Genomic DNA, 17,492 nt, shown 5'->3' with positions numbered 1-17,492 from the left:
ACCTTTTCTTTATCTTGGGAAGACTCAAGCCTCGGCGCACTGCAGAGTTTGGGCTTTGGGGCGCATCCATAACCGGTACATGATCGGCACCCATAACAGTGACAGCAGGGTTGCCAGGGCCGTACCACCGGCGATGGCGATGGCGAAGGGCGGCCAGAAGCCTCCCCCGGCAATGATCAGCGGCAGGAAGCCCCCCACAGTGGTGATTGTGGTGGAGCTGATATGGCGGGTGCAACTGGCGACTGTCCGTACTATCAGATCATTGTCGGCAGCGCGGCCTTCGGGCACATCCTCCAGTTCGGCAAGTATCACTATGGCGGCGTTAATGGCCAATCCCATCAGGCCCAGCAGGCCAATGATCACGGTAAAACCGAAGGGATAGTCGAACAGGTATACAGCCAGCAACCCCAGCCCCGCCGATTGCACTGCGCTCAGCAAGATAATGCCGGTCAGGCGGAAGGAGTTGAACGATAACACCAGGGTCGCCAGCAGCAGGGTGATCACCAGCACTATGTTCGACAACAGGTTGCCGACCGCTTCGTTTCGTTTGGCGCTCTCACCGCCCACCTCAATGCGGTAGCCAGGTGGCAGGGGCAGGGCATCCACCTCGGCACGTACATCGGCCAGCACCTTGCCGGGCAGAACGCCGGCACGAATATAGGCTTCCAGGGTGGTAACCCGCTGGCCGTTGCGTCTGGGGATGGCGCCGCGGCTGACGCTTAAATGGCTGCTGGACAGGGCGGACAGCGGAATGCCGCCGGCGGCACCCGATACCAGTTGCAGCTCACCTAAGTCCTGTTGCTGCTGGCGGTGGCTGTCATCCAAACGCACCCGCACCGGCAATGACTCGGTCTGCTCCACCAGGCTGCCACCACTGCGGCCGCTGGTGGCCATCTGTACCTGATTGGCTATGTCCGACAGCGACAGGCCGCTGAGCAGCGCCGCGTCCTCATTCACTTCCAGCCAAACCTTGGGGGCACCGGCACTCAGGGTGCTGCGGGTATGGATCACATCCGGATGGGTGGCCAAAATCGCCCGTACCTGTTCACCCAGTTCATTGAGCTGTTCCAGTGACGGACCGTAGACCAGCATTTCCACCGGAGCATTGAACGGCGGCCCCTGTTCCAGCTTGCGGACCAGGATCTGTGCCGCCGGGAATTCACTGTCAAAGCGGCGCTGCAATTCGGGGATCAGGCGATTGGCGCTGCGGAAATCCCGGGTTTTGACCATGGCCTGGGCATAGTTGCTCGACCCCTGCTGGCGTTGGGTAATGTTGTAGTAGAAGGAGGGAATATTGCCGCCCACAACCCAGTCGATGCGCTCTATGCCATCGGTTTCTTCCAGCACCTTGTCGAGCTTCTCCACTTCGGCCCGGGTGCGGGCCAGGCTGACCTGGGGCGCCAGATGCAGCTCTATCTGGAACATATCCCGGTCTGAGGGGGGGAAAAATTGCTCCGTCATGCGCCCGGCGGCTAGAAAGCCCAGCAACGGCAGCAGGCCAATGACCAAAGCGCTGAAGACGGGACGTTTCAGCGCCAGGCTTAAGGTGGCGTTAAAGCGTTTGGCGAGTTTGGGCATACGCACGCCATGGGCCCATACAGAGTCGTGCTCGTGGCTGGGACTGAAGCGGCCGGCGAGACCGGCGATAAGGCTGTGGGAAATTAGATACGAACCCAGCAGGGCAAACATCACAGATATGGCGATACCGCTGACGAATTCACCGGCGGCGCCCGGCATCAAGACTATGGGGGCGAAGGCCAGTATGGTGGTAATGCTTGAGCCCGCCAGCGGCAACCACAGGTGCTTGAGCGTTTCGGTTACGGCCTGCAGTTTCCCCTGTCCCGCCTGGCGGCGTTGGGAAATGGCATCGACTATCACAATGGCATTGTCCACCATGATCCCGAGCGCCACCACCAGACCCGTGACCGACATCTGATGTATGGGCAGACCTATATATTTCATGCAGGCCAGGGTAAACAGCGCCGTCAGCGGCAGGGACAGGGCCACTATGACAGCGTTGCGCAGACCCAGGGTCAGCATCAGTACCAGCAATATGATCGCGAAGCCCTGTAACAGGTTGACTGCCAGCTCCCCCAGACGGGTACTGGTGTAACCTTCCTGCTCAAACAGCCATTGGATTTCCACGTTGGCCGGCATACCTGCCTCTAGGTTGGCCACGGTTTCCCGGACCTGGGCCATCCAGATATCGACCCGGGTGTTGTTGAGCATGCGGGCGCTGACCATCACCCCCTGTTCACCCCGCAGCAGCGCTTCGGTTGCCGCCGGGCTCTTGGGTTGGCGGCTGATGCTGGCCACATCGCCCAGGCGCACGATTTCGCCCTGGGCATCGACCTTGAGCGGCACCTGGCGAATGCGGGTCTGGGAATCCAGCTCACCGGACACTTCCACCAGGGCGCGAAATTGATCATTGTGCAGCTCGCCTGCGGCAATCTTGCTGTCTGCCGCACTGAGGATTTGGGCTATGGCGCCCGGGGTCAGCTGCAATTGGCTGATCTTGCGTCCATCCAGTTCCACCAGAATTTCTTCGGCAGGCTCGCCGTACAGGCGCACAAAGTCGGTGCCGGGCAAGAGGCGCAGCCGGCTTTGCAATTCCTTGGCATAACGGCCGAGAATATCCAGCCTGGGCTGCGAGTCTCCGCGCCAGGCAAGACCCAATATGGCGGTATTGGCGTAACCTATCTGATCGTCAAGCAAAGGGTTGTTGACGCCACCGGGTAGGGCCTGGCGGCTGTCGGCAAGCAGATCCCGGGCGCGGGACCAGACGGGATCGGTTTCCATCACATCGTCTTTCAGCTCCAGTTGGATAACCGAGATCCCCGGCCTGGAGGTGGACTGGATAAGCTTGAGTTCCTCGAGACGACGGAGCTGGTTTTCCAGTACCTCGGTCACCAGGGCTTCAACCCGTTCGGCGGGGGCGCCGGGATACTGGGTTATCACCGAGGCGAAGCGGTTGGTGATATGGGGATCTTCCATCCGTGGCAGGCTGTGGATGGCCCCCAGACCGGCCACGATCAACAAAGCGATCAGCAGGGCCGCCAGGCGGCCGTTTTCGACAAAGGCCTTGATCATGACTTACCTCGTCGCGAGTTGGCTGATGGGGGAGACTTGCTGGCCAACCACCAGTTTATGCAGGCCCTGGGTAATGTAGGCCTCTTTGTCGCCGAGGGCACCGGTCAGATAAGCCCTGTCCTTGTCTGTGTAGAGGATTTCCACGTCCCGGCGTTCGACCCGGTATTCCCCCTGGTCATTTCTGACCACCACGTACAGATTCCACAGACCGCGCAGGCCGTCGGTGAGGGCCGACATGGGCACCCAGTAGCCGGGGGTATTTATCTGTTGGCTGAGGTTGAGATAGAGAATTTCGCCATTGAGCAGGGCCGCATCGCCGGGCAGTGCCAGGCGCAGACCCACGGTGCGGGTGAGGGGATTGAGGGCAGCGCTGATCCCTTCAAGCCTGGCCTGGTAATGGGTATTGCCGACGCGGACATCCAAAGCAGAGCCGACACCCAGGTTGCGGACCAGCTCCGCCGGAACCCCCACATGGGCCTGGGGATTGCCGCTTTGGATCAGGGTAAATACCGGCTGACCCTGTGGCAGGACTTCGCCCAGGTTAAAGTGACGAATGGAGATGGTGCCCTCAAAGGGGGCTGTCAGGCTGGACTTGTCGAGTTTGAGTTTGATGGCATCTCTGGCGGCTTGCAAACGGGCGCGACCGGCTTCGAGGCTGGCCAATTGGCCGCGCAGTTCATCCAGCTGCTGGCCCGAGGCGTATCCCTGTTGATTCAGGGCTTCGCTGCGCTTCAGTGTTGCTTGCGCCAGGGTAAGATCGGCGCTGTTTTGCGCCAGGCTGGCTTCCAGTTCCCTGAGTTCCGCATCCAACAGCCGGGTGTCCAGCCGCGCCAATACCTGACCCGCCTGCACCTTGTCACCGGAGTCGGCCATCAGCTGACTCAGTTTGCCGCCGAGCTCAAACCCGACACCCGTGGTGTTACCGGCCCGGACAGTGCCGCTGAATTCCAGGGTCTGTTGATAATGGTCTTGGGCTTCAAGCACCTGGGTGGTGACGCTTGGGAGCGTTTTGGACTGTTTGCTGTCGGGGTCACCGTCGCAACCGGCAAGCAGGGCCAAACCCAGCAGCACTGAGATTGAGTGAATACGGCGGGAACGGCTGAGTCTATCCATGGGCGCTTATCCTGTTCGACAATCCTGAAAACGAGCCAACCCTTCCAGTATAAGGTCAGCCAAACCAGTCTATGGTGGTCAGACTGGACTGTCTAGTCTAATTTGTGGTTAAATGCAGAAATTACCACCAATACCGGAGTTGTGCATGGCAGCCAAAGAAGCCCCCATGAGTCGCAGCGAACAGAAGCGCGCCCAGATCCTTGAGGCGGCGATAGCCTTGTTTTGCGGCCAGGGATTTCCCAACACCAGCATGGACGAGGTGGCCAAAAAAGCCGGTGTATCCAAGCAAACCGTCTATGCTCATTTTGGCAGTAAAGATGATCTTTTTGTGGCTTCCATTGAATCCAAATGTGTGGTGTATCAGCTGACGGATGTGTTGCTTGCCGATGCGGCGCAGCCGGAAAAGGCCCTGACCCAGTTTGCGGTTCATTTTGGGGAACTGATTGTCAGCGACGACGCCATCACTGTCTATCGTGCCTGTGTTTCTCAGGTAGAAAGCCATCCCGACACGGCACAGCTGTATTTTGATGCAGGGCCTGAGCATATGTTGGGCCTGCTGGTGGAATTTTTTACCCGGGTTGAGACCCATGGACGTTATCTGTTTGGCAACAAGCGCCAGGCAGCCATCCGTTTCTGTTTAATGTTGTTCGGCGAACTGCGGCTCAGAAAGGAGCTGGGGCTGGATACCGGGGAGCTTGAACAGGAGCACAGGCAGTATTGCATTCAAAGCGCTGAGTTGTTTCTCCGGGCCCACCGCCTGGATTAAGCTGTGGTTATACTTGAGCTTTTGATGATGGCATTGAGGACATTGGATGAAAAAGTTCGCAGCATTGCTGGCACTTGGGTGTCTGTCTGCCAGTCACTGGGTGTTGGCCGGGGAAGGTCGGGGCGACAGTTATAGCCTGAGTTTTACCGCCATAGATACGGCCGACGCGGATCTGCAGGGCGGTGGCGAGCTTGGTCGCCAAAGCTATCTCCTGGGAGCCAGGGCCAATTGGCAACTGGACGAGACTTGGGGATTGGGACTGCGCCTGGGTGCCGATAAACTGGACTGGGATTTTTCCGGAGTGGCGGAAAGTATTGCCACAGACCCCGCAGTGACTGCCGCCCAATTCGATTCAGCCACACGCTATAGCGCGGCTATCAGTCTGACTTATAACCTCAATCGCCACTGGAGTGTGATGCTGACTCCGCAACTGCAATACGCCTACAGCGATGAGGTGTCGGCGGCTGATGCGGCCAGCTACGGGATTGTCGGCGCCGCAGTACGCAGATTTGATTCCGGCAACATCCTGGGCTTTGGTATTGCTTATCTCATTGATATCAACGAGGTGAGAACCATCCCTTACCTGGTTATCAATTGGCAATTGAGTGATAAATGGCGGGTGGCCAATCCATTCCAGACGGGATTCAGCGGTCCGGCGGGTATTGAATTCAGCTACCGCATCTCACCCGGGTTGGAATTGGGCCTGGGGGCAGCCTACCGTACCGAACGCTTTTTGGTGGGGGCCAATGAACAGACCTTGGAACTGACAGAAACCAGCAGCTTTGCCCGTCTGGGTTGGCAACTGGGTAAGGGTTTCAATCTCAATGCCTATCTGGGGTATTTTATTAACCCCGAATTGGAGTTGAGTGAGCCCAACAGGGTCAGGGAACTGGACAGTTATCCGGCGGGCGCCCTGCATCTGGGCTATCGTTTCTAACACCCCAACGCGGCTGAGCCGCTATCGCTGCCAACATCCGCTCAATTTATTTAGCACCATGGCTCGATGGGCATGGTGCTTGAGTGTCAGCGTCCCAGCATGGCCTTTTTAAGGCTGCCTTGGGCCGGTGCGTCACCCAGCCAAATGTTCAGCAAGGCCTGGCGAAAGGCCTCTCCGGTGATGGTGTCCTGCAGCTGGCCGTTTTTAAAGGCACTGACTCCGGTTTCCTTACTGGCATAAAGCAGAAACTGATCCCCTTCCTTTATTTCTTCCTCAAACAAACCCATAAAGCGGGTGATATCGGCCTGGATCGCCTCTGTGTTGCCAGCGGTTGCCTCATTGAATCCTTCGCTGATGGCGGCACGCATTTTGTCGGCGGTAATAAGGCCGGAAATAATATGCAAACTCACAGCCGCAACCGGTTGCTGTAAGGCATTGGCGGCGGTATCGGCCTTGTTTGGCAGGTAAAGGCCGCCCACATAAAGATCCATAAAGAACTTGCTGCGCACTCCGGCGCCGTTAAGTTGCAATGGAATGCCCTGTTGGGTCAATTCGGTCGGAATTGAGATCCCTGCAATCTCATAGGGGGCGGAGCTGGCTTGGGTCGGCAGTGACGCACTTAGCCCCAGAGCCAAGAGTATGGCAAAGCAAAATTTCATGAAATGTCCTTTCGGTGGCCCAGGGTGAGGCCTGATTCAGGGGCGGGTGCCCAGATGATACTTGCCCGATTGCTCGAACCACACAGCCTGTTTGGCGCTGTCACTCAGCAGCAGGGGACCATCATCGAAAAACAGAAAGCATTTCCAGTTCCGGCGGTACACGTCCCAGCAGGTCTCTATTACCTGATATTTTTCATAGCAGAAATACACCCGGGTATCGTCCGGCCAATGGATAAACTCCGCCAGCATTGCTGGCAATTCGGCAGCTTCCGAATCCCAGGCTGACTGCCAGAAATCGGTTTTGACCCAGGTCTTGGCCCTTGTCTGCCAATCACCCTTGCCAAATTGTTCAGCATGGCTGCTTTGATTGCTGACCAGCGCCTTCCACACAGCCATGGCACTCTTGTCGTCCAGGGGACGGATCCTGGCCTTGTCTTCATCGCTGACGGGCAGATCCTTGTGATTGAAGATCCATTTGCGACGGTATTGGTCGAGCGGAATATAACTGTGGGTCAAGCAGGACTCCCGGTGGTGCAGGCAGAAAGTGGCAGCATTATAACGGTATAGCCAACACCGGCATAGCCCGGTGTCGGCATTGCGAACCATCTGTAAGATAACAGCATCAACTAAAGCGCACCAAGCATGCCTGGTGCGCTGTGTTGTCAGTCCAGAGCCATGAGTTGCTTCAGGTAGTGGGAGGCTATGGCATTATCCGGGTCGGCCTGCAGGGCGTTGCGGAAGGAGGTTATTGCTGCATCGGGTTCATTCAATTCCACCATGAATTGACCCAGCTTAATCCATGTCGGCACGTCACCCGGGTATTTCTCCAAGTAGTCAACATACACATTGACCGCGGCTTGCCACTGCCGTTGCAGCTTCAGCACCTGAGCGTATTGGGGGGCATATTCATCACTGTATGACAGAAGTTGGCTCAGCACTTCGGAAGCCTGATCCAGTTTCTGCAACGACAGGGACAGTACCACTATTTCCCTAAGTTCTGTTTCTGTCCTGTCCTTCTCCGGAATGCTGAGAAGGCTGTCCAGTGCTTCCTGTGACTTGTTTTCCAGTTGGTACACATAGGTTTGGGCAAGGCGGTAAAGCCTGTGGGCCTCAGGTTCCCCTTTGCTTAACGGTTCAAGCAATTTTACCATGTGGTTGAGGGCGGCTGAGTTCTGATGGCGATACAGCATGATGAGTTTTTGTTGCACGCCGGAGAGTGAGTTCGCTTTTTTTGCAATTGCAGAGATCCCCTGGCTTCCCTGTGACATCTCGCTCTCGAACGCCCTTTGCAACCGGACGATACACGCTTTGTCTTCTTCTGTGAGGTCCCCTGAGATTGCTGCATGCCTGTCCAACCAGACATACACCCTGCCTGGTTCGAGATTGTTCAACCAAAATGATTCCAGTGTGTTTAATTGTGTGGGGACCTGTAACTCAGACTTACGTGCATCAAGTATCAGCTCACAGTCATGAACCATGTCTGCCAGGACATGACAGTTTTCTTCAAAGGCCTTGTAATAGGCCTCTGTCATGTCGAGCATCTTGTCTTGCTGCCATTCATCCGTTGCAGCCGGGTTGAGAAAGCGGGCGAATTCGCCATAGCCAAAAAACTTGAGAAACCGTGCCTGCCTGGAATACTTGTCGTTAATCTCTTGTTCAATGGATTCAATACGTTGCTTTAGGTTGCCCACCTGGCTTTGCGATCCCTGCGGATTGGCCAATTTAGTCCTGAGGGATTGATTGCATTTGATGGCTTCTTTTGCCAGCTTGGCAATGGCGAGCAATTTCTTGTGTGTGGCCTTGATGTTGCTGACACAGACGTTGAGATCCCGCCTGATGTCGTCTGGAGTTGTGTGCGGAATCAAGCTGTGCAGTTTGGCAAAAACATCAATGTCGGCCGCTTCAAAGGAGAAGGATAAGTGACTTCTGTAAGCTATGCCCTCAATTTTGGCGGCATCTTTTGACAGGTTGTAAATCGTACAGTTTTGCAGGTTCTGGGTCTGTTCGGCCAATGACTGCATCGCGTGCAGCAACTGGATCGGCGTTTCGGCCTGGTGACCTGAGTAGGTTTCCACCCATTCTCCCATACTGCTCAGGCTTGGGCCTATCTTGGCTTCAATGCTGCCCTGTGTATGGCTGAATCCCGTAGGTGAATAACAAAAGTCGACTCCCGAGAGCAGGATTTCGCTGAAGCCCATCTCAACCGCAAGATGAATGGCAGCATTGGTAACCGTGGGCCCCATGGTTTCTATGTTGTCCTGAGCGTCATCTTCGTCACCCCATGGATACCTTGCCCCCAGATAGGCGCTCTTGCCCCGCCATTGTCCTATGAGACTTGGTGTGACGTGATTTGAGTTGATGAAAATGGTTTGGTTGGTCAATTTCAGCAGGTCTTTACTGACCTCCATGCTCATCTGCTGGGGGTCAACAGAGACGACTATGTGTGGGGTAATGCCTTTTTCTATCAATTGCTTGCTTAATCTGGAAACCGCAAAGATCACCATATCCTGCTGATGGGATTTAACCCAGTCGATATGGCTATCCAGCGATGGACCACCGGCCAACACTATGCATCTGTGGCCAGTAAACTGATTGCGTAGCAAGGCTGCCGGGTGACGATCATCGGCCAGGTTTTGCAGCTGCCTTTTGACAAAGATTTTCTGGGTAAAGCCTATTTGATGATCGAAGGCTTCATGCTGGAGCAGCTTTTCTACTTCGGCAGCCAACAGCAGATAATCTTGCTGATAGGCTAACTCGGCCCCCATAGATTTGTGCAGGCTGACGGCATTTTTGGCTATGTAGATTTCGTTATTGTCGGTTGAGATGCGCTCAGTAAACTCACTTAAAGACATCACCTGCAGCCGGTGTGCCAGCCGCTGCGGTATGTCTATGTCGAGTAACCCGAGCACAGGGTCTAGTTCGACAAAGAGATACTTGCTGCCCGCTGGTAGCTCGGTATCCAGCAGGTAATTGGCCAGCAGACCCGAGTCCAGACCTATGATGACAAACAGGTGTTGCTGCTTGTGCAACAAGTCTTTCAATTTGGTCCGGTACAAGGTCTTGGAGTCCAGTTTTTCAAAGGTTTGCCTGTTTACCGACGGTAAATAGACTTCGTCAAACTGGCTGATGGCAAATACGGGATTGATCTGTTGTGATGATCCTGGCATAGCATCCTCTACTGGTGTCCATTAGCTGTATCAGCAAACCGTCAAAAAAATGCGATTCCTGGCAAGACAGTTTCTGCGTCGGAAGCACAGGCCGGTGAGCCAGGCTAAGTTTGGCTTACTGTAGCAATTACATGAAAATCAAGCAAATTTAAGGTTTTCAGCCGGTTCCGCATGCTCAGTAGCGACGGAATCATGATTTTTTAAGCCATTGGCATGCTGTTTGCTATCCGTTGAGTTAAGCAAATTTCTGCAGGGCTTTGTGGCCCATAAACTAAAAGTGATCTGAAGTAGACATTTGACGCCGTCAGGTTATGCTCTATCTAATATCATGAATTAAAGCGAAATTTATACCGTCACCGGTAATAACCCTAGCTGTGGGAGTGAGTATGTTTAATGATAAGACTATTTTGATAACGGGTGGCACAGGGTCCTTTGGCCACCAATATGTCAAAACGCTCCTGGAGCAGTATCGTCCCAAGCGTCTGATCGTGTTCTCGCGGGACGAACTCAAACAGTTCGAAATGCAACAGCGTTTCAATGCACCCTGTATGCGGTATTTTCTCGGAGATGTACGCGACGTTGACCGTTTAATGCAGGCCTTTCGCGATGTCGACTTCGTCATTCATGCCGCCGCCATCAAACAGGTTCCTGCGGCCGAATATAACCCCATGGAATGCATCAAAACCAATATCTATGGTGCGGAAAATGTAATTAAGGCGGCCATAGCCAACAATGTGGACAAGGTGATAGCCCTGTCCACAGACAAGGCCGCGAACCCTATCAATCTGTATGGTGCCACCAAGCTGGCCTCCGATAAGCTGTTCATTGCTGCCAATAACATTGTGGGTGGCGGGCGGACCCGGTTTGCGGCCGTGCGTTATGGCAACGTCGTAGGTTCTCGGGGGTCTGTGGTACCTTTCTTCAAAGGTTTGGTTGCCAAAGGCGCCACCTCTTTGCCCATCACGCACCCTGAAATGACCCGTTTCTGGATCACCTTGCAGGATGGGGTTAATTTTGTGTTGAAAAATTTCGCCAGAATGCAGGGGGGGGAAATCTTCATCCCCAAGATCCCGTCAATCAGGGTCGTTGACCTGGCGACCGCCTATGGCCCGAATTTGCAACAGGAGATAGTGGGGATCAGACCTGGGGAAAAGATGCACGAAATTATGTGTCCAAGTGATGATTCTCACCACACTCTGGAGTTTGATGATCATTTTGTCATTACCCCCAGCATACAGTTTTTTGGTGGTAATAATGATTACAGCCAAAACAAGTTGGGTGAGAAAGGCGCCTTGGTTAAAGCAGGCTATGAATATAACTCAGGTACCAATACCCATTTCCTGACGCCAAGTGAAATTCTCAGCATGGATGCCAAGGCATGATTTTATATGGCAGACAGGACATTTCCCCACAGGACATAGCTGCCGTTGTTGAGGTGCTCAATTCCGATTTCCTGACCCAAGGGCCCCGTGTACCGGCTTTTGAGCAGGCAATTTGTGATTTGACCCAAGCTACGCATGCGGTTGCGGTGAACAGCGCCACATCGGCGCTGCATATTGCCTGTCTGGCTCTGGGGGTGGGGGCCGGGGATCTTGTGTGGACCTCTCCCATAACTTTTGTTGCCTCTGCCAACTGTGCACTTTATTGCGGCGCTGAGGTGGATTTTGTCGATGTGGAGCCAACCACCGGCAATATGAGTCCAGCGGCACTGAAGGCCAAACTTGAAACGGCCCAAACGCGGGGACGATTACCCAAGGTCATTATTCCCGTGCACCTGGCCGGGCATAGTTGCGATATGAAAACAATCGGTGCGCTTGCCAGACAGTATGGTGTGAGCCTGGTTGAGGATGCCTCCCACAGTGTGGGCGGGACCTATGACGGGGATCGGATAGGTGCATGCAGCTATTCGGATATCACGGTATTCAGCTTTCATCCGGTCAAGATAATCACCACGGCCGAGGGGGGCGTGGCGACAACCAATGATGCCCGGCTGGCCGAGAAAATGGCGCTTTATCGCAGCCATGGCATCACTAAAGCTGTTGAGAAATTGCAGCGACCCGACGAGGGCCCTTGGTACTATGAGCAACAGGAACTGGGCTTTAACTACCGAATGACGGAATTGCAGGCTGCGTTGGGACTGAGCCAGCTTGACCGGCTGCAAACCTTTGTTGAAATCCGCAATAGGCTGGCCGAGAGTTACCGAAGTGCGTTGACCGGTTCTGCGGTCAAGACGGTCGATCCTTTGGCCGGCAGTCTGAGTGCCTATCATCTGCAAATAGTACGCCTCCCCGATCCCGCAAAGCGCCGTGCTGTATTTGAGAAGATGCAAGCCGATGGTATTCAGGTACACGTACACTATTTCCCCGTGCACCTGCAGCCCTATTATCTGGGGCTGGGCTTCAAGGAAGGCGATTTTCCCGATGCTGAGGCATTTTACCGTAAAATCATGACGCTGCCGTTGCACCCCGGGATCAAGGTAAAAGAGGTGGATTATATAGTCGAATGCTTGTTGACCCATGTGTCGACCTGAAAGGTGGTTCAACTGGTCGGGTTAATCAACAGGAGTAGCTGAACATGGCGATGGCAATGATCCCCGCCCGTGGTGGAAGCAAGCGAATACCGGGCAAGAATATCAAGCTGTTCAACGGCAAACCTATCATTGCCTATTCGATAGAGGCGGCTATTGCCTGTGGTTGTTTCGAGCGCATCATAGTCTCCACTGATGACAGTGACATTGCTCGTGAGGCCATTTCCTGCGGAGCCGAGGTGCCTTTCATCCGTCCGGCAAGCCTTGCCGATGATTATGCCACCACATTTGATGTCATCAAGCACACCTTGCATTGGTTGGATGAGCGCGGAGAGTGTCCCGAGTTTCTCTGTACCTTATATGCCACTGCACCGTTTCTTGAGGCCGACAGCATCCAAAAGGCATTTCAGTTATTACAGCAGGATAGCGCCAAGCAATATTGCTTCGCCGTAGCCGAATATCCCTCACCTATCCAGAGAGCTTTCAGGATTTCTGCGGCCGGGGAGATAGAGATGTTCTCTCCCGAATACTTCCTGAGCCGCTCACAGGATCTGGAGAGAGCCTATTTCGGTGCCGGTCAGTTTTACTGGGGCAGGTCCCGAGCCTTCATGGAGGACGTGCCTTTGTATTCAACGGCCTCTATTCCCTACTTGTTACCAAACTATAAGGTGCAGGATATCGACACGCCCGATGATTGGCTCAGGGCTGAGGCCATGTACCGAGCGCTCAAGAGCATTGAGGCGGAGCCCGGGGGCAGTGAAAATTGACGGCAAGACAATCACACAATACGAGACAGTGAAAGATTGGCATTAAAAATTCAAGTGATGACAAGCTGGTTTAAAAACCAGAGGGCATCTTGTCGGCTGAGCTGACCTATTGTTGCGCCGAGGTTGAGGTGTTCTCACTGGTTATTGAGTCATCCCAGCAAAGCTTGCCTGAGCCTTCAAGGCTGGGCTGGACAGTGGCCATCTGAGTCGTACCATGATCAACAATTATGTTTTCGTTCAAGTGGCCGATAATCATGTAGCGTCCATCCGACATTTTTGCCGTGATGGGGCCCTTGAGACATGTAGCAATTTAAGTCAGTAGCCGATGTTGGAGAAATTCTGTGAACGTTGCCGTTATTCCAGCCAGAGGTGGCAGTAAGCGCATTCCCCGCAAAAATATAAAGTTATTTCACGGGAAGCCCATGATTGCCTGGTCCATTGAAGCGGCGTTGAAGTCAGGTTGTTTCGAGCGGGTGATTGTCAGTACCGATGATCCTGAGATAGCGGCGGTTGCAAGGAATTATGGTGCCGAGGTTCCCTTTATCAGACCCGAAAATTTAGCTGATGATTATGCCACTACGACCGATGTTATTCGGCACGCTGTCACTTGGTTAACTGAGCAAAGGATACAAGCGGAATTAGTATGTTGTCTTTATGCCACCGCGCCATTTGTGGAACCACAGGATATACGTCGGGGATTGGAAATCATGCAATCCACAGATTGCCTGTATGCTTTCAGCGCCACGAGTTTTGCTTTTCCTATTCAGCGTGCCCTTAAGGTTGATTCACTGGGCCAGGTATCCATGTTTAATCCTGAGCACTTACTGACACGTTCACAGGACCTTGAAGAAGCCTATCATGACGCCGGCCAATTTTACTGGGGGAGAGTTGCGGCGTGGCAATCCGCGATACCGCTTTTTGGGCCTCATTCGCGCTTAATTATGCTTGCCAGGCACAGAGTACAAGATATAGACACGATTGAAGACTGGCAGAGAGCGGAACGTTTGTTTCAAATAGGGTAAGTTTATGCATGTCGTTATTCGGGCGGACGCATCACGCTGGATTGGTTCCGGTCATATAATGCGTTGCCTTGTTCTCGCCGATGCGATCAAAGCGGCCGGACATGATGTGACTTTTGTTTGTCGGCCTCAGCCAGGCGACCTGACGGGACTGATTAAAGAGCGCGGCCATAGGTTAATCACATTGCCTGTAGTCAGGGCGCCTCTAATACCCCGGCATAGTGCTGATTATGAGGCGTGGCTGCAAGTTGCTTGGGAAACAGATTCTGCACAGCTGTTGGTGAAGGTGGCATCGGCTGACTGGATCCTTGTCGATCATTATGGCTTACCTGCTGAGTGGGAGCAGGAGGTGGCCAAGGCTTTAAGATGTCGTGTGTTAGCCATTGATGATCTTGCGCGACCTCATAGTTGCGACATATTGGTTGATCCGACGGCACTGAGGTGTCATTCCGCATATTATGGATTGGTTCCAGCGCATTGCCTGTGCCTTGTGGGGGCAAAGTACGCTTTACTGGCCCCAGGGTTCAAGGAATGGCGCAAGATAATACGTAAAACACACAGGGACCCTCGGCGTGTGCTTGTCTCTATGGGGGGCATTGACGAGCCGAATGCGACACTCAGAGTGCTCAAAGTACTCAAGGCAGTGGCTGAGAAGTTGTCTGTGACCGTATTGCTAAGTCAAAGAGCGCCTCATTATCATCCGGTGAAATCCTATTGCGACTCAAACAAAGATTGGATCCAGCACATAGACTTTTGCGACAACATGGCTGAACTGATGGCAGAGCATGGCGTGGCAATAGGCGCTCCGGGGTCTACGTCTTGGGAGCGGGCTTGTCTTAGCCTGCCGAGTATTGTCATTCCGCTTGCAGAAAACCAAGGGGCAATATGCGCGAGTCTGGTAAAAGCAAAAGCTGCAATCAGTATACCCATCGATGCGATAGAAAATGAATTATTGTCAGCCTTAGGTCATTTACAAGAACATTATGAAATCTATCAGGATAACAACTGGATTTTATGTGATGGTGATGGTTGTGAGCGAGTTTTAGGGTATTTAATCAATGAATAAAAACACTGTCACAATATTGTGTACCGATCCATGTCATCCTGTATTTCCCTATTTGTCCCGTTGGCGTGCATTGAATGGTGAACAATATGATGTCCAGCTGGTTAATAGGACTACCGATATAACAAGATTTGGTGGCATACTCTTTTTGGTATCTTGTTCCGAATTGCTAACCGCAGAATTCAGGCAAAAATTCGATTTTAGCTTGGTCCTGCATGCGAGTGAACTACCTGAAGGTCGTGGTTGGTCACCACATATATGGGATGTCATTAAGGGCTGTCATAACCTGACCTTGACACTGCTTAATGCCGAAGACAAAGTCGATACGGGGGACATTTGGCATCAGCTCAAAATACCCCTTAATGGCACAGAACTTTATGATGAGATAAATCATCTGCTGTTCGAAGCTGAACTGACCCTTATCACATGGGCTTGTGAAAATATTTGGCATAGCCGACCCAGAGTTCAGGCTGAAGGTGGAAGTTATTATCGAAAGCGTACACCTCAGGATAGCAGGATTGATCCTCACAGTACCTTAGCCGCGCAATTCGATTTATTGAGAGTTTGTGATCCAGAAAGATTTCCTGCTTTTTTTGAATTCCGTGGTAAACGTTACAACATTAGGTTAGAGAGAGAGGATTAATGAACGATTTTATTGAAATTGAAGGTCGTAAGATTGGGCATGATTACCCTCCGTACATAATTGCAGAGCTGTCAGCAAACCATAATGGCGATATAAATAACGCTTTCAGGATTATTGAAGAGGCAAAAAAAGCCGGTGCAGATGCGATAAAATTACAAACCTATAGACCCGATACAATAACCATTGACTGTGATAAAGAAGATTTTCAAATACACGGTGGCCTGTGGGATGGTCGTTCACTTTATGAGCTTTATGAATGGGCACATACCCCATGGGAATGGCATCAAGCGCTGTTTGAGAAGGCAAGGGAACTGGGAATTACGGTTTTCAGCTCGCCGTTTGACTTCAGTGCTGTTGATTTGCTCGAGTCCCTGGATGCGCCCGCCTATAAAATAGCCTCGTTTGAGCTGGTGGATCTTCCCTTGATAAAGCGCGTTGCGCAGACCGGTAAACCGATGATCATGTCCACCGGCATGGCAAATGAAGCAGAAATTCAAGAGGCGATTGCGACCGCCAAAGATAACGGTTGTAAAGAACTGGTTATCTTGCATTGTGTCAGTGGTTATCCAGCTCCGGCAGAGGAATATAACCTGCGCACAATTCCGGACATGGCACAACGTTTTGGAGTTTTAACCGGGCTTTCGGATCACACCATAGACAATGCGACAGCGGTAGCCGCAGTGTCGCTGGGCGCCTGTGTGATAGAAAAGCACGTCACTTTGGATCGCAACGGTGGTGGGCCGGATGACAGTTTTTCACTGGAGCCTCAAGAGCTGGCGGCACTGTGTCGGGATGCAAAAATCGCTTGGTCGGCGCTCGGCAAAGTGAATTATCAAAAAACGACGGCGGAGTTGGGGAGTGTGAAATTCCGCCGCTCCTTATATGTGGTGAAAGACATAGCCAAAGGTGAGCTGTTGACCGCCGATAATATCAGAAGTATTCGCCCGGGCTTTGGCTTGGCACCCAAGCATTATGAAGCCGTGCTTGGACGAAAGGCTAAGCATGGCCTTGCAAAAGGAACGGCCTTAAGTTTTGAGTTAATAGAATAAGCACATCATTTGCGGGGAATTAAAGGTGACTTACAAGACTGAACAGGAAAGATTTTGGGCTGGGGAATTTGGTGATGAATACCTGAAACGCAACCAAGGGGCCAGGGCGATTGCCGCCAACATCGCTTTCTTTGCCAAGGTATTGCGACGGACGCAAAACATAGGAAGCTTTATCGAGTTTGGGGCCAATATAGGTTTGAATATTGCCGCTTTCGGCTCAATCATGCCGCAGGTAAAAATGTCGGCAATTGAGATCAATGAGAAGGCGGTTGCACAGCTTAAGCAGTTTCAGGATCTCACCGTATATCATTCGTCAATACTGGATTTCGTACCTGAAACTCGTTATGACTTTGTGCTGATAAAAGGGGTACTGATCCATATCAACCCCGACGAGTTGCAGGGGGTATATGACAAGCTGTACAACAGCAGCCAACGCTATATTTGCATCGCCGAATATTACAACCCCACGCCGGTTGAAGTGCCGTATCGCGGGCACAGTGGCAAGTTGTTCAAGCGGGATTTCGCCGGCGAGATGCTGGACAAATACCCCGATCTGCAACTGGTGGATTATGGCTTCATGTATCACAGGGATAACAACTTCCCTCAGGATGACATAACTTGGTTCCTGTTGGAGAAGCGCTGATTGCGGGATTCAGAATGCCTGACCGGTCAGGCATTCGGGAACAGCTGAC

General features: G+C 52.9%; 15 protein-coding genes. 10 read left to right on the top strand and 5 right to left on the bottom strand.

The window, feature by feature from the left end:
* Window positions 1-24 precede the first annotated feature (24 nt).
* Together JYB85_RS12375 and JYB85_RS12370 are read right to left on the bottom strand one after the other, a co-directional pair.
* Window positions 25-3,090: an efflux RND transporter permease subunit gene (locus JYB85_RS12375; RefSeq protein WP_207379554.1), complete on the bottom strand. Its 3,066-nt coding sequence runs from the start codon at window positions 3,088-3,090 to the stop codon at window positions 25-27.
* A gap of 3 nt (window positions 3,091-3,093) precedes the next feature.
* Entirely contained in the window at window positions 3,094-4,203 is a 1,110-nt protein-coding gene (locus tag JYB85_RS12370; RefSeq protein WP_207379553.1) for an efflux RND transporter periplasmic adaptor subunit, read from the bottom strand.
* A gap of 145 nt (window positions 4,204-4,348) precedes the next feature.
* Here JYB85_RS12370 and JYB85_RS12365 point away from each other — a divergent pair, with 145 nt between their 5' ends.
* Complete coding sequence (locus tag JYB85_RS12365; protein ID WP_207379552.1) at window positions 4,349-4,969, top strand: TetR/AcrR family transcriptional regulator; 621 nt, start codon at window positions 4,349-4,351, stop codon at window positions 4,967-4,969.
* A 46-nt stretch (window positions 4,970-5,015) separates the two neighbouring features.
* Entirely contained in the window at window positions 5,016-5,906 is an 891-nt protein-coding gene (locus JYB85_RS12360; protein WP_207379551.1) for a DUF6268 family outer membrane beta-barrel protein, read from the top strand.
* Between the two features lie 86 nt (window positions 5,907-5,992).
* Here JYB85_RS12360 and JYB85_RS12355 read toward each other — a convergent pair whose 3' ends face one another.
* From JYB85_RS12355 to JYB85_RS12345, 3 genes are all read right to left on the bottom strand, one after another.
* Entirely contained in the window at window positions 5,993-6,565 is a 573-nt protein-coding gene (locus JYB85_RS12355; protein ID WP_207379550.1) for a chalcone isomerase family protein, read from the bottom strand.
* Between the two features lie 36 nt (window positions 6,566-6,601).
* The gene (locus JYB85_RS12350; protein WP_207379549.1) at window positions 6,602-7,081 is read right to left on the bottom strand and encodes a DUF2947 domain-containing protein; all 480 of its coding nucleotides are present in this window, start codon (window positions 7,079-7,081) and stop codon (window positions 6,602-6,604) included.
* 146 nt (window positions 7,082-7,227) lie between these two features.
* Window positions 7,228-9,732, bottom strand: a complete 2,505-nt coding sequence (locus JYB85_RS12345) for a motility associated factor glycosyltransferase family protein (protein WP_207379548.1) — start codon at window positions 9,730-9,732, stop codon at window positions 7,228-7,230.
* A gap of 386 nt (window positions 9,733-10,118) precedes the next feature.
* Here JYB85_RS12345 and pseB point away from each other — a divergent pair, with 386 nt between their 5' ends.
* From pseB to JYB85_RS12305, 8 genes are all read left to right on the top strand, one after another.
* The gene (gene pseB, locus JYB85_RS12340; RefSeq protein WP_207379547.1) at window positions 10,119-11,114 is read left to right on the top strand and encodes a UDP-N-acetylglucosamine 4,6-dehydratase (inverting); all 996 of its coding nucleotides are present in this window, start codon (window positions 10,119-10,121) and stop codon (window positions 11,112-11,114) included.
* Complete coding sequence (gene pseC / locus JYB85_RS12335) at window positions 11,111-12,262, top strand: UDP-4-amino-4,6-dideoxy-N-acetyl-beta-L-altrosamine transaminase (RefSeq protein ID WP_207379546.1); 1,152 nt, start codon at window positions 11,111-11,113, stop codon at window positions 12,260-12,262. Before pseB ends, pseC begins: the two co-directional genes overlap by 4 nt.
* Window positions 12,263-12,306: 44 nt before the next feature.
* The gene (pseF, locus tag JYB85_RS12330; protein WP_207379545.1) at window positions 12,307-13,026 is read left to right on the top strand and encodes a pseudaminic acid cytidylyltransferase; all 720 of its coding nucleotides are present in this window, start codon (window positions 12,307-12,309) and stop codon (window positions 13,024-13,026) included.
* A gap of 341 nt (window positions 13,027-13,367) precedes the next feature.
* Complete coding sequence (gene pseF, locus JYB85_RS12325; protein ID WP_207379544.1) at window positions 13,368-14,048, top strand: pseudaminic acid cytidylyltransferase; 681 nt, start codon at window positions 13,368-13,370, stop codon at window positions 14,046-14,048.
* A 4-nt stretch (window positions 14,049-14,052) separates the two neighbouring features.
* Window positions 14,053-15,111, top strand: coding sequence for a UDP-2,4-diacetamido-2,4,6-trideoxy-beta-L-altropyranose hydrolase (gene pseG / locus JYB85_RS12320; RefSeq protein WP_207379543.1), 1,059 nt, complete (start codon window positions 14,053-14,055; stop codon window positions 15,109-15,111).
* Complete coding sequence (locus tag JYB85_RS12315; protein ID WP_207379542.1) at window positions 15,104-15,751, top strand: formyltransferase family protein; 648 nt, start codon at window positions 15,104-15,106, stop codon at window positions 15,749-15,751. The genes pseG and JYB85_RS12315 overlap by 8 nt, the downstream gene beginning before the upstream one ends.
* On the top strand, window positions 15,751-16,800 hold the full coding sequence (gene pseI / locus JYB85_RS12310; protein WP_207379541.1) for a pseudaminic acid synthase: 1,050 nt from the start codon (window positions 15,751-15,753) through the stop codon (window positions 16,798-16,800). Before JYB85_RS12315 ends, pseI begins: the two co-directional genes overlap by 1 nt.
* Window positions 16,801-16,825: 25 nt before the next feature.
* On the top strand, window positions 16,826-17,443 hold the full coding sequence (locus tag JYB85_RS12305) for a pseudaminic acid biosynthesis-associated methylase (RefSeq protein WP_207379540.1): 618 nt from the start codon (window positions 16,826-16,828) through the stop codon (window positions 17,441-17,443).
* The last annotated feature ends 49 nt before the right edge of the window (window positions 17,444-17,492 follow it).

This window comes from Shewanella sedimentimangrovi, assembly GCF_017354965.1.
In the GTDB taxonomy this organism is placed as follows: Bacteria; Pseudomonadota; Gammaproteobacteria; order Enterobacterales; family Shewanellaceae; genus Shewanella; species Shewanella cyperi.
This window is presented reverse-complemented; position numbering and strand designations above follow the sequence as displayed.

What these genes read in the sequence shown, in the direction of transcription:
- JYB85_RS12375 (WP_207379554.1), bottom strand. Translation starts at nt 3,090, where the DNA reads ATGATCAAGGCCTTTGTCGAAAACGGCCGCCTGGCGGCCCTGCTGATC.
- JYB85_RS12370 (WP_207379553.1), bottom strand. Translation starts at nt 4,203, where the DNA reads ATGGATAGACTCAGCCGTTCCCGCCGTATTCACTCAATCTCAGTGCTG.
- JYB85_RS12365 (WP_207379552.1), top strand. Translation starts at nt 4,349, where the DNA reads ATGGCAGCCAAAGAAGCCCCCATGAGTCGCAGCGAACAGAAGCGCGCC.
- JYB85_RS12360 (WP_207379551.1), top strand. Translation starts at nt 5,016, where the DNA reads ATGAAAAAGTTCGCAGCATTGCTGGCACTTGGGTGTCTGTCTGCCAGT.
- JYB85_RS12355 (WP_207379550.1), bottom strand. Translation starts at nt 6,565, where the DNA reads ATGAAATTTTGCTTTGCCATACTCTTGGCTCTGGGGCTAAGTGCGTCA.
- JYB85_RS12345 (WP_207379548.1), bottom strand. Translation starts at nt 9,732, where the DNA reads ATGCCAGGATCATCACAACAGATCAATCCCGTATTTGCCATCAGCCAG.
- pseB (WP_207379547.1), top strand. Translation starts at nt 10,119, where the DNA reads ATGTTTAATGATAAGACTATTTTGATAACGGGTGGCACAGGGTCCTTT.
- pseC (WP_207379546.1), top strand. Translation starts at nt 11,111, where the DNA reads ATGATTTTATATGGCAGACAGGACATTTCCCCACAGGACATAGCTGCC.
- pseF (WP_207379545.1), top strand. Translation starts at nt 12,307, where the DNA reads ATGGCGATGGCAATGATCCCCGCCCGTGGTGGAAGCAAGCGAATACCG.
- pseG (WP_207379543.1), top strand. Translation starts at nt 14,053, where the DNA reads ATGCATGTCGTTATTCGGGCGGACGCATCACGCTGGATTGGTTCCGGT.
- JYB85_RS12315 (WP_207379542.1), top strand. Translation starts at nt 15,104, where the DNA reads ATGAATAAAAACACTGTCACAATATTGTGTACCGATCCATGTCATCCT.
- pseI (WP_207379541.1), top strand. Translation starts at nt 15,751, where the DNA reads ATGAACGATTTTATTGAAATTGAAGGTCGTAAGATTGGGCATGATTAC.